Annotated in this window: 8 protein-coding genes; 3 read left to right on the top strand and 5 right to left on the bottom strand. The window is 44.1% G+C overall.

Annotated features, from left to right (window positions below):
* Nucleotides 1-145: 145 nt before the first annotated feature.
* Together EC846_RS06940 and EC846_RS06945 are read right to left on the bottom strand one after the other, a co-directional pair.
* Entirely contained in the window at nt 146-1,057 is a 912-nt protein-coding gene (locus EC846_RS06940; RefSeq protein ID WP_171409994.1) for an alpha/beta hydrolase, read from the bottom strand.
* 71 nt (nt 1,058-1,128) lie between these two features.
* A complete protein-coding gene (locus tag EC846_RS06945) occupies nt 1,129-2,664 on the bottom strand; it encodes a flavin-containing monooxygenase (RefSeq protein WP_171409995.1) in 1,536 nt (511 codons plus the stop codon).
* 413 nt (nt 2,665-3,077) lie between these two features.
* Here EC846_RS06945 and EC846_RS06950 point away from each other — a divergent pair, with 413 nt between their 5' ends.
* Both EC846_RS06950 and EC846_RS06955 read left to right on the top strand, forming a co-directional pair.
* Nucleotides 3,078-3,683, top strand: a complete 606-nt coding sequence (locus EC846_RS06950) for a TetR/AcrR family transcriptional regulator (RefSeq protein WP_123774651.1) — start codon at nt 3,078-3,080, stop codon at nt 3,681-3,683.
* Between the two features lie 249 nt (nt 3,684-3,932).
* Complete coding sequence (locus EC846_RS06955; protein ID WP_123774652.1) at nt 3,933-5,285, top strand: outer membrane protein transport protein; 1,353 nt, start codon at nt 3,933-3,935, stop codon at nt 5,283-5,285.
* A 204-nt stretch (nt 5,286-5,489) separates the two neighbouring features.
* Here EC846_RS06955 and EC846_RS06960 read toward each other — a convergent pair whose 3' ends face one another.
* Genes EC846_RS06960 through EC846_RS06970 form a run of 3 tightly spaced genes read right to left on the bottom strand, consistent with a single transcriptional unit; the run spans nt 5,490 to nt 11,360 of the window.
* Nucleotides 5,490-6,941, bottom strand: coding sequence for an efflux transporter outer membrane subunit (locus EC846_RS06960; RefSeq protein WP_123774653.1), 1,452 nt, complete (start codon nt 6,939-6,941; stop codon nt 5,490-5,492).
* Between the two features lie 10 nt (nt 6,942-6,951).
* Nucleotides 6,952-10,131, bottom strand: coding sequence for a multidrug efflux RND transporter permease subunit AdeG (adeG, locus tag EC846_RS06965; RefSeq protein ID WP_123774654.1), 3,180 nt, complete (start codon nt 10,129-10,131; stop codon nt 6,952-6,954).
* 5 nt (nt 10,132-10,136) lie between these two features.
* Nucleotides 10,137-11,360: an efflux RND transporter periplasmic adaptor subunit gene (locus tag EC846_RS06970; RefSeq protein WP_123774655.1), complete on the bottom strand. Its 1,224-nt coding sequence runs from the start codon at nt 11,358-11,360 to the stop codon at nt 10,137-10,139.
* Between the two features lie 196 nt (nt 11,361-11,556).
* Here EC846_RS06970 and EC846_RS06975 point away from each other — a divergent pair, with 196 nt between their 5' ends.
* Nucleotides 11,557-12,588, top strand: coding sequence for a LysR family transcriptional regulator (locus EC846_RS06975; RefSeq protein WP_047428913.1), 1,032 nt, complete (start codon nt 11,557-11,559; stop codon nt 12,586-12,588).
* Nucleotides 12,589-12,630 lie beyond the last annotated feature (42 nt).

A 12,630-nucleotide genomic window follows, 5' to 3' on the forward strand; every position in this document is an offset into this window, starting at 1 on the left:
TCACTACTGATACCAGAATGTAATACAGTACATAGTTGGTGGTGAAAGACACCTATTTGATTATTCTCGTTTAAAAAAGAAGAAAATAAGCAGTTAAATATTAAAGGATATTCAACCGCTTATTTAATTTTTGCTGTTAAACTTTTTAGGCTGGCATCCTTGAGAAGGTTTTCTTTAAGAAATTGATCTGATCAATTAGCACGGTTTCACCCCATGATTCGGTATAGAAATCAAAATGATCAATTGGATATTCCAGCAATTCAGCTGGGCCTTGAATTAGACGTGCAGTTTTTCGGGCTGGGTTCGGTGGTGCAATCTGGTCATTGGCACCAACCTGAATCAATGTCGGGCATTTCACATTTTTTGCAAAAGCCACAGGCCGGTTGTATGAAACTTCCAAAGCTGCACGAGCACAAACTTCATTCCGCCAAGTCGGACCTGCCATAGAGGTATAGCTTTCTTCGGCACCGGGTGTGCTGATCATTGCAGCCGTACCGGGTTGTCCAACAATTGGAATGAGATGGGGAGGGCGTTGAGTGATGGCATGCATTAAATCTTTTATGCCATGACCGATTGCAGTCGATATCTGTTTTATTCCGCCATATTGGAATACTTGTTTTAGAGCTGCTAAACCATCAGTTGCCGGATTCATGGAAACGACAGCCGATATTTTTGGATCTTGTGCAGCAACCACTACCACATGACCACCCGAATAAGACGTGCCCCACAGCGCAATACGACTTCCATCTACATGGGGTAAATTCCGTGCAGCTTCGATCGCGGCATGATAATCCTCTCGTTGTTGAATATAAGATACATGCTGTCTTGGTAGTCCAGCAGACTCTCCAAATCCACGATAGTCAAATGCGAAAGTATCAAAACCTGCTTGACTGAAAGGTTCTGCAAAATCGAGTAATCCCGTATCTTTGGTACCGCCGAAACCGTTACCCAAAATAATACAAGGCCGTCCTTGAGAAGACTTGTATTCATCCGATTTTGCAGGGATGTACCATGCAGAACAGGTAATTCCTTTACTTGTAAATTTAATATTTTCCATCATATTTTCCTTGATCGATATCTATCCCTGATTGCTACTGGCAATAAGAGATGTCAATGTAAATCGCTGTGTTAAGCCTGAATTTTGATCTGTTCTGGCATTGTTTCTGTGGTAACAACGCTTGGCTTTTTCTTTGGCTTAATCTGGGTAAAACTTAGTTCTTTATCGAAAACAGGACCTTTACGAAGTCGCTCAACATCGAATTTATAATCTTGTTTTACAATCCATGGGCCTTGTGTACCTGCCATTGGAAATTGTGCGATGCTTCGTTGAATGTAGCCTGAGTTCAGGTCTACAAATGGAATGCGTTTCATGCTTTTATCACTGATGACGGGGGTGAATGTTGCGTACTTATTTTCATCCATGTAATCCAGTAATCTACAGAAGTGTTTCCAGACCAGATCAACTTTTAAGGTCCATGCCAGATTGGTGTAGCCGAATGCGAAAGCAAAGTTAGGAATGTCGGATAACATCATTGATTTGAAAATCGTGGTCTCTGGATAAGCGATTTTTTTCCCGTCCACAATCAATTGCGTCTTGCTAAATGCGACCGCATTGAGACCTGTTGCGGTCACAATGATATCGGCTTCCAGCGTTTTTCCTGATTTAAGTAAAATGCCTTCTTTGCTAAAACGCTCAATATGATCGGTGACTACAGAGGCTTTACCCGCAGAAATCGCTTTGAACATATCGCCATCGGGGACAACACATAAACGTTCATCCCACGGATTGTATTTCGGTGAAAAATGAGTGGCGACATCAAAGTCTTTTGGTAGATTTCGTTGGACATCCGAGATTAAAAAGCGACGCATCAGCTTTGGAAAGCGACGACTTAAATTGTAGACGCCCCGTGTCAAGGCAATATTTTTACGGCGGATAAGATCGAAAGCACGTTGTGGTGAGAGAACACTATTGAGAGTATTCGCGATTGCATCTGTACTTGGCGCTGCCATGACATAGCTTGGTGATCTCTGGAGCATGGTAATATGCCCGACCTTGTCAGCCATCGCAGGAATTAAGGTCACGGCTGTCGCACCACTACCAATCACCACAACCTTTTTGCCAGAATAATCGAGGTTTTCTGGCCAGTGTTGAGGATGAATAATGAGTCCTTGAAATTCCTCCGCTCCCTTAAACTCAGGTGTATAGCCATTATCATAGTCATAATAACCTGTACTCATCAGTAAGAAGCGGGAGCGGAAAGTAGTTAAAGCTTTCTGATCTTTACGCTTCACTTTTACTGTCCATAGGCCTTCAGAAGATGAGAATTCAGCACTAGTCATATAATGGCCAAAGCGAATATGAGATTCGATGTCGTTCTCAGTGATCGTTTCTTTTAAATAATTACAGATCATTTGAGCACTGCCAAAAACCCTTTTATTGGTCCACGGTTTAAAGCCAAATGCAAAAGACTGCATATCTGAATCTGAACGAATGCCTGGGTAACGGAACAGACTCCATGTGCCTCCAATTTCGTCGCGGCCTTCGAGCAAAGTGAATGTGGTATTCGGTCTATATTTTTTTAGATGATATGCTGCGCTAATACCTGAGATCCCTGCGCCGATAATTAAAACATCAGTAATAGCAATTTGGTCTGATGTACTCATATCTTTTTCCTCTTCACACAATTTTAATAAATTGAGCATCAGTTAGATTTCCTAAGATGATGATTTTTATAATCTTCATTTTCCCTGATGAACAAAGTCCTTGATCCAGTCCACATTCACTTCGATTTAAATCGAGTGAAGTCTAGGCATGTGAATATTATTAAGCCAATAATTACACACTGTCAATGACTGTGTGTAATTATTGCAATATTGTCTTTCGGGTTAAGAGGAAATAAAGAGGAAGGGGAAATTTGGTCGAATTAAGCTACTGAATTTTATAATTTATATTTGATTTTTTAATGAGTCATTTTTTTTATTTTAAGCGGATAGAGGGAACGCACAATGGCACAAAGACTTGTCGAAAGATTTATTAATACCTACAATGACACCATACCAATAGGAAATGGGACTGTATGACAACTTCTCGCCGTAGACCTAAACATGATCCAAAAGAATCTGAGCGAGAAATATTAGAAGCTGCTGAACAGTTTTTAAATGAACATCATTTTCGTGACCTCAATATAGATGAGGTTATGCGCCGTACAGGTTTAAAACGCCCAGCTTTTTATGTCCATTTCCGTGATAAACACGATCTTACGCTTCGTCTTGTTGAGAATATTGCCAGAGAATTATTTAATATTGCAGATCGCTGGTTAGCAGGTACTCATCCACAAGAAGATTTGCGCCGTGCTCTCGTTGATTCTGTACAAGTCTATGTACAACATGGGCGCTTATTAAGAGCTTTTGTCGAAGCTGCAAGTGGAGACGAACGTGTCGAGAATGTTTACCGTACTTTAATACAGGATTTTATTCATGCTGCCGCCCAACATATTCGGGCAGATCAAGCTGCTGGGCAAATAAAAAAAGATCTGGATGTCGAGGAAACAGCAAAAGCGCTGATATGGTTAGAAGAACGCTATCTTTCAGAAGCCTTTGGACATTCATCTCCTGTAGAACCTGAAGTTGTGATTCGCGTACTCCAGAATATCTGGATTTCAACACTTTATGAGAATAAATAAAACATTATCTACAGTTTAAAAAATTTTAACTAAAAAAATTTTGTTTATGAATGGCTTGTATTAAATATAACTGGCAGGTGTAGCAATTTCTCTACATAAATTACACATAGTCATTGACACTGTGTAATTTATTTATCAGTATATTCTTTATCCATTTCATCTGGTCTTCATGATGGTAAATGGATAAGGAAATATCTCATCATTTGTGTGATTGAACAAAAAATTATAATTTTCAGGATGAATTTAATAATGGAAAAATCTGTATGCAAGGAGAGTGTGGGCTTCTCTGGATTATTCTCGAAAACTAGAGAAGTAACTCGAAATAATGGTTTGAATGGCTCATTTTCTAAGATCCATCGGTTCGGATTAGCTCCCATTATGTGCGGCATAATCAGTGTGCTGATCAGTGATTATACCCAAGCTTCCGCACTTGATCAGTCTGGTCAGTCGATACTGCCATTTTTAGAAAATGGTCATTATTTTGAAGCGAATGCATTTGCTGTCGATGCTTCAGTTTCTGGTGTTGTGCATGACCGTCCAAATCTTGTGCGTGCAAATCAAAGCCGTGATACAGGTGATATTGGGCAAAATGTGCAATTTTATACAGCTGCATTGAAGCTACAGTTAACTGATCAGTTTAGTTTCGGCCTACTTTACGACCAACCATTTGCGGCAAAAACTGCATATCCACTTCGCCCCAACAATAGCTATTCAGATAATGATTTTAGTCAGGAAGGTACATCTGTAAATGTGGAAAGTCAGGACTTAAGTTTCATTTTTGGATATTCACCTTTTAAGAACTTCCAGATTTATGGCGGGCCTGTTTATCAGGAGGTTAAAGGAAAAGCGTCTTTCCGAGGCATGGCCTATACCGAGGCTTTTAATGGTTACGAGGCAAATTTTAAAGAAAAAGGAGAGTTGGGTTGGCTGGCTGGGGTGAGCTATCAAATTCCAGAAATTGCATTGAAAGCGGCAGTCACGTATCGCTCCAAAATCAAATATAAATTTCAGGTCGATGAAAGTATATTTGGCGAACCTTTACAGTATGTCGAAGCCGCAAAAACGACAATTGAAACCCCTCAATCCGTCAATATCGATTTTCAAACTGGAGTTGCTGAAAAAACAATTGCTTATATGAATTTGAGATGGGTGAATTGGAAAGATTTTAATATCCGCCCAACCCAATACAACGCAGTTACCGCGGATTATCTGGATGAGCTTACGGGAGGTGCATACAAGGAAGGCATTGATTTAGATTCATATCAAAAGGATCAATATAATGTAACCCTAGGAATAGGCCATCAATTTACAGAAAAATGGAGTTTTGCCACCGATGTCGGTTGGGATTCTGGCACGGGTAATCCTGCTTCTACGCTGGGGCCAATGAAGGGATCATGGTCAATGGGACTTGGTGCACAATTCAATCCTGCTCAAAATTATTTTATCGCCGCTGGTGTTAAATACTACTGGTTAGGTGATGCCAAGTCCGAAGATGGTGCCTACTATTTACCTATCGATGGAATTAAAGAAATGGCAGAACAGGCTGAGTTTAAAAACAATCATGCTATCGCTTATGGGCTCAAAATTGGCTATCACTTCTAAGTCATTTGATGAGTGTAATCGTGAATTGAAAAGACTTTTTGATTTTTGTGCTTATCTAAAAAATAAGTTATTTCTACTCTGACATTGGCAATTTAGTGAATGACAGAGATAGGTAGCCCATTCATCTTACCGTTGTATAAAGCGCAGCAAAGCAATGAAATTTTTCTAATACTTTGCTGCTTTTACTCTATCGTTGGGCGATTCTTATTGGGTGTGCCAACCACCACCTAACGCCCGAATCAGATCTACACTGGCAATCATTCGACTACCATGAAGCTGCGCAGCCAATTGTTCCTGTTGCAAGATATTCCGATCAGAATCAATTACATCAAGATAGCTAATGCGGCCTTCACGATAACGCAAATGTGAAAGCTGATTGGCATGTCGGGATGAAGCCAGGGCTTGGCCCTGAGCCTGTATTTGCTGATCCAGAATACGTTGATCAGACAAGCCATTTTCAACTTCACGAAAAGCATTCAGCACCGTTTGCCGATAATTGGCGACACTTTGCTCGTAGCCTGCACGCGCTTGAGCGATACCCGCCTTACGTTGCCCACCGTCAAATAACGGTAAAGACAAAATTGTGCCAGCAACAGGGCCGAGTAAAAAAGTCCGACTCGACCATTTGCCTAAATCACCTAAACTTGCAGATTCATAACCCAGTGCACCTGTGAGATCAAGTTTGGGGAAAAAGGCAGCACGTGCAATACCGATTCGGGCGTTATCCGCGGCCATCGCGCGTTCTGCGGCAGCAATGTCAGGACGACGTTCGAGCAAGGTCGAAGGTAAACCCGCAGGCAGGCGAATTGCCGTAGCAGATAAGGGTTGAATCGCTAAGCTGAAATCAGCAGGGGGTTTACCAAGTAATACTGCCAATGCATGTTCGGTACTGGCTCGACTACGTGCAATGCTGAGTGCATTGGTCTGTGCGGTAGAAAGTTCAGTTTGTGCGCGAGAAACATCCAGATCACTGACCAAGCCATTGCGATAGCGCGCTTGAATCAAATTACGTGTTTCCGTGAGCAGCTTGATATTTTGTATATAGATGGCTTGTTCGGCATCGAATTGACGAATCAGAAAATAAGCTTGAGCAACATCGGCTTGCAGTGCTAACAATGCGGAATGATACAAGGCTTCCTGTTGCTGTACATCAGCAGTTGCTGCATTGACACTACTAGCAATCCGTCCAAATAGGTCCAGTTCATAGGAGACATTGGCTTGTGCTCGCCATAAGGTACGTGCAGATGTTGGTGCATCTGCATCGAGTCCTAAAGAAGCGGGTGAAGGCTTTTGACGGGTCGGGCCAAAACCTGCGCCGATGCTAGGTAAACGTTCAGCTTGTGCGGCAGATCTCAAGGCGCGTGATGCCTGAATATTGGCTGCTGCTGCTTTTAGATTCTGGTTTCCCGCAATTGCCTGTTGTTCCAGATCATTCAGCTGTGGATCATTAAAAATCAGCCACCATTCACCACGAGATTGTGCATCAGCGGGTTGAGCAATGCTCCAGTTAGGATCATCCAGTTTGGCATCCGCTTCTTTAAATTGCAGTGGAATAATCACCTTGGCTGGCTGATATTCAGGTGCCAATGTGCAGCCTGCAAGCAGCAGGCTTCCCATGAGTGAGGAGAGTATCCAGTGTGGTTTGAATCCTGTCATATCCTGCTCCTTAGTGATCGTGTGAACTGTGCAATGGTGCTTCATGCACCGCTGCCGAATGCAGTTTATGTTTGCTGTTCAGGGTACGAATCAACACATAGAAGGCAGGCGTCAGGAACAAACCAAAGAAGGTCACTCCGATCATACCAAAGAACACCGCAACGCCCATGGCATGGCGCATTTCAGCACCTGCGCCTGTTGATGTGACCAGTGGAACTACACCCATAATGAAGGCGATTGAAGTCATCAGAATCGGACGCAAACGTAAACGGCTGGCTTCAACCGCAGCATTGAATGCAGTTGCGCCTTGCATTTCCAGTTCTCGGGCAAATTCGACGATCAAGATGGCATTCTTACAGGCCAGCCCGACCAGTACCATCAAGCCGATTTGGGTAAAGATGTTGTTATCTCCACCTGTGAGCCAAACACCTGTCAGTGCAGCCAAGATACCCATCGGTACGATCAGAATCACAGCCAATGGCAAGGTCAGGCTTTCATATTGTGCCGCCAAGACCAAGAACACCAACAGCACACTGATCGGAAAGACCCACAATCCAGCATTACCTGCCAAGATTTTTTGATAGGTCAAATCAGTCCATTCGAATTTTACGCCACGTGGCAAGGTTTCAGCGGCAATCCGTTCAACTGCTGCTTCGGCTTGGCTCGATGAGTAACCCGGTGCAGGGCCACCGTTAATATCCGCTGCGGTATAGCCGTTATAGCGCACCACCATTTCTGGGCCATAGGTTTCAGTGACATTGACTAGAGAAGACAGCGGCACCATTTGTCCAGCATTATTACGGGTTTTAAGTTGTAAGATATCTTCAGGATTGGCACGGAATGGTGCATCGGCTTGGGCACGTACCTGATAGACACGACCAAAGCGGTTAAAGTCATTCACATATTGTGAACCGAGATAAATCTGCATGGTGCTAAATACATCGGTCACCGCAACGCCTTGTTGTTTGGCTTTGACCCGATCCAGATCAACATTCAGTTGTGGCACATTGATTTGATAGCTAGAGAACATCGGCCCCAACTCAGGTGCAGATTGTGCTGCCTTCATAAAGGATTGTGCTGCGTTATTCAACTCGGCATAACCTAAAGCACCACGATCTTCCAGCTGTAGTTTAAAACCACCCATGGTGCCGAGACCCATCACGGGTGGTGGTGGAAATACTGCAATATAAGCATCTTGAATCGCTGAGTATTTCTGATTTAAAGCACCTGCAATGGCATTGGCAGAAAGATCAGTTGCTTTACGTTCAGCGAAAGGTTTTAAGGTGACAAAAACGATCCCAGCACTGGAACTGTTGGTAAAGCCATTAATCGATAAACCCGGGAAGGCCACCGCACTTTCTACGCCAGGCTGTTTTAGCGCGGCATCACTCATTTTACGGATCACATTTTCGGTTCGATCCAGTGAAGCGCCATTAGGTAATTGGGCAAAGCTGATCAGGTACTGCTTATCTTGCGCAGGGACAAAACCACCCGGAACGATATAAGAAATACCAATGGTCAGGCCAAGCAGGGCTGCATAAACGCCCATGGCTGAGGCTTTATGGGAAATGACCCGATTCACTCCTCGACCATATTGATCCGAGACACGTGAGAACACACGGTTAAACAGTGCGAAGAAGCGTCCGAAGACACGGTTCATCACACGGGTCAGAAAGTCAGGTTTAGCATCATGTCCTTTGAGCAACATGGCTGCTAAAGCAGGAGATAGGGTGAGTGAGTTGAATGCCGAAATTACGGTGGAGATGGCAATGGTCATGGCGAATTGCTTATAGAATTGCCCTGTTAATCCCGTCATAAAGGCGAGGGGGACAAACACGGCAACCAGCGTCAACGCAATCGCGATAATCGGTCCACTGACTTCACGCATGGCACGATAGGTGGCATCTCTTGGACTGAGTCCTGCTTCAATATTCCGCTCGACGTTCTCCACTACCACGATGGCATCATCGACCACGATCCCGATGGCGAGTACCATTCCGAACAGTGACAATGCATTGATGGAATAACCAAAGGCCAGCATCAAGGCGAAGGTACCAATGATTGAAACAGGCACTGCCAGTAACGGAATAATTGAAGCACGCCATGTTTGTAAGAACAGGATCACGACGATAACGACCAGTGCAATCGCTTCAAGCAGGGTGTGAATCACCGCTTTGATACTTGAGCGTACGAATTGGGTGGGGTCGTAAACGATGTCGTATTTAATCGAAGATGGAAAATCTTTGGACAGTTCCGCCATGGTGCTACGCACTTGGTCGGAGACCTGTAAGGCATTGGCACCCGGTGCTTGGAAAATTGGAATCGCCACCGCCTGTTTATTGTCCAGCAATGAACGTAAACCATATTGCGAAGCGGCAAGTTCAACACGCGCGACATCACCGAGTCGAGTCACTGCACCATCTGCAGCCGTTTTTAAAACAATATCGGCAAATTCCTGTTCGGTACTTAAACGACCTTGTGCATTCACCGAGAGCTGTAAAGGTGAATTGTTGGGCGCAGCACCGATAGTACCTGCGGCAACCTGAATATTCTGTTCACGAATCGCATTCACAATTTCAGTAGCCGTAAGGTTGCGTTGCGCCACTTTTTGTGGGTCTAACCATACGCGCATGGCGTAATCACCCGAACCAAACAGGCCGACTTCACCCACACCTTGTAAGCGTGCCAGACGGTCTTTGACATTGAGTACGGCATAGTTCCGCAAGTAGGTCATGTCATAACGATTGTCTGGTGAAGTGAGATGCACCACCATGGTCAAGGTTGGTGAACTTTTTAGCGTAGTCACGCCGAGACGTTGCACATCTTCAGGCAAACGAGGCAAAGCCTGAGAAACCCGATTCTGGACCAGTTGTTGTGCTTTATCTGGATCAATCCCAAGCTTGAAATTGACGGTAATGGTTAAGTTACCATCGCTATTGGCCTGAGACTGCATATACAGCATGTTCTCTACGCCGTTGATAGATTCCTCCAACGGAGATGCAACAGTTTCAGCGATCACTTTGGGGTTGGCACCCGGATATTGCGCACGCACTACGACAGAGGGCGGCACTACTTCAGGGTATTCAGAAATCGGCAACTTGAAAACAGAGAGTAAGCCCGCCAGTAGAATCAGGACGGACAACACCCCAGCAAAGATCGGACGATCAATAAAAAACTTGGAAATATTCATGAGGATTAACCTTTTGCCGAAGTTGGGGTTTTATCTGTAGGCTGAGGTTGTTGTGCGCTGTTATCGACAGTGATTTGAGGGTTTGGCATAGCAATGAGGTGAGGTTTGACAGGATCACCCGGTCGAATACGTTGTAATCCATTCACGACAATGCGATCACCCACTTGCAGGCCGCTATTGATGATTTGCAAGCCATCTTGCTGCGCACCCAATTTAACTTCACGATAAGCAGTTTGATTTTTCGCATCAACGACGACCACAAAGCGTTTATCCTGATCAACACCAATTGCCGTTGGGCTAATCAGAATGGCTGCGCGAGGTTGTCCACCACCCAAGCGAATACGGGCATAGAGTCCAGGAAGCATTACGCCTTTGGGATTATCAAAAGTGGCTCGGACACGAATCGTGCCTGAGGTGGTATTTAAATTATTATCGATAGAACTAATATAACCTTCACGGCTAAAACCAGATTCATTGGCAAGACCGAGATAAACAGGGACTTGGGCTGAATTCCGTTGATTGCTGATATATTTCAGATAGGTTTGTTCATCTACATCAAAAGATGCATAAAGACGAGAAACTGAAACCAGACTGGTCAGCACCTGTGCGCCATTGCCTGCGGAAACCACATTACCGACCGTGACTTCGGCACGGGAAATGCGACCACTGACAGGTGCAGTAATACGGGTGTATTCCAGATTTAGACGGGCAGTTTCGACTGCGGCTTTGGCGGCTTGTAGATTAGCATTGGCCGAACGCGCTTCATTTTCCGCTTGATCGAGTTCTTGATGGGCAATCGCATTGCTCTGGATTAAACGCTGGTTTCGGCCCAAGTTTGCTGAGCTATACGTGACTTGCGCTTGTGCTGAAGCCAGTTGTGCTTTGGCCCGATTCAATTCTGCTTCAAAAGGACGTGGGTCAATGGTGAAAAGTAAGTCACCCTTATTCACTAAACTGCCATCTTTAAAATGAACGGCAATCAGCTTGCCTGAAACTTGAGGGCGAACATCAACCTGATCAATTGCTTCGAGACGTCCAGAATATTCTTGCCAATCCGTAATGGTTTTACTGAGTACACTGGCCACATCCACAGTTGCGGCGGGCGGTGAACTTGCTGCCGGGGTAGCTTTCGCATCTGCATTTTCTTGGAAGAGAATAAAACTGCCACCTGTTGCTAAAATGGCAATAATGACAGCAGACAGCGTCAGCTGTTTGCGGGAAAGTGACATGGGATGCTCCTGGTTATTTGAATCCCTGTTTTCAGACTTTTTGTTTTGGTCTGTATGGGAGAAACAGGTTTATGGAATGAAAGGAGCATAAAAGTTTGTCAATTACGAATAAATATACTAAATTTGATAACACTATTCGTATTTTTATAATAATTGATGTATAAAAGCCAAAAAATGCATCAATGGGAGTGGGCCAGTGGATCTATTTCATGCAATGAAAGTCTTTAATAAAGTGGTTGAAACCAACAGCTTTAGTCTGGCAGCGGATAGCCTTGGATTACCACGTGCATCGGTTACGACCACGATTCAGGCTTTAGAAAAACATTTACAAGTTCGCCTGCTGAATCGAACCACGCGTAAACTCAGTCTAACCCCCGATGGTGCAGTGTATTATGACCGTACGCTCAGAATTTTGGCGGATGTTGAAGATATTGAGTCTTCTTTCCATGATGAGGAACGAGGACCGCGAGGAAGATTACGTATTGATGTCCCAGTTTCAATTGGCCGTTTGATTCTAATTCCAAGATTAAGAGAGTTTCATAACCGCTATCCCGATATTGATTTGGTGATCGGAATGAATGATCGCCCTGTGGATTTGGTCGGTGAGGCGGTGGATTGCGCGATTCGGGTGGGGGAATTACAGGATTCGAGCTTAATTGCACGCCGTATCGGAACTTTTCAGTGTGCAACAGCGGCATCGGCATGCTATTTGGAAAAATATGGCGAACCGAAAACACTTGAGGATTTGCAAAAGAATCATCAAGCCATTCATTTCTTTTCTAGTCGTACAGGGCGTAATTTTGACTGGGATTTTGTGGTCGATGACCTGATTCAAAGTGTCAGTGTTAATGGACATGTGTCTGTTAATGATGGTGATGCTTATATTGATTTGGCCTTGCAAGGCTTTGGTTTGATCCAAGGCCCGCGCTATATGTTGACCAATCATTTTGAGGCGGGAAGTTTAAAAGAAGTTTTGCCAAAATGGACACCTGCACCGATGCCAATTTCGGTCGTTTATTTGCAAAGTCGACATTTATCACAAAAGGTTCGAGTCTTTGTTGATTGGGTAGCAGAGCTGTTTGCAGGCTGTCCATTGCTTGGGGGTAGTGCGTTGCCTTTGGATCAAAAATGTGAATTTGCTTGTGACCAGAAAACCAATCATGAATATACGATTCGTACTTTGGTTGAGCAGCATAATATCGCTGAGGCAAGGGCGTTAAAGACTTGATTCAATGAATTAAAGACAAAATATGCGATCAAGAGGCTTATA

This window comes from Acinetobacter sp. BIGb0102 (genome assembly GCF_003815055.1).
In the GTDB taxonomy this organism is placed as follows: Bacteria; Pseudomonadota; Gammaproteobacteria; order Pseudomonadales; family Moraxellaceae; genus Acinetobacter; species Acinetobacter vivianii.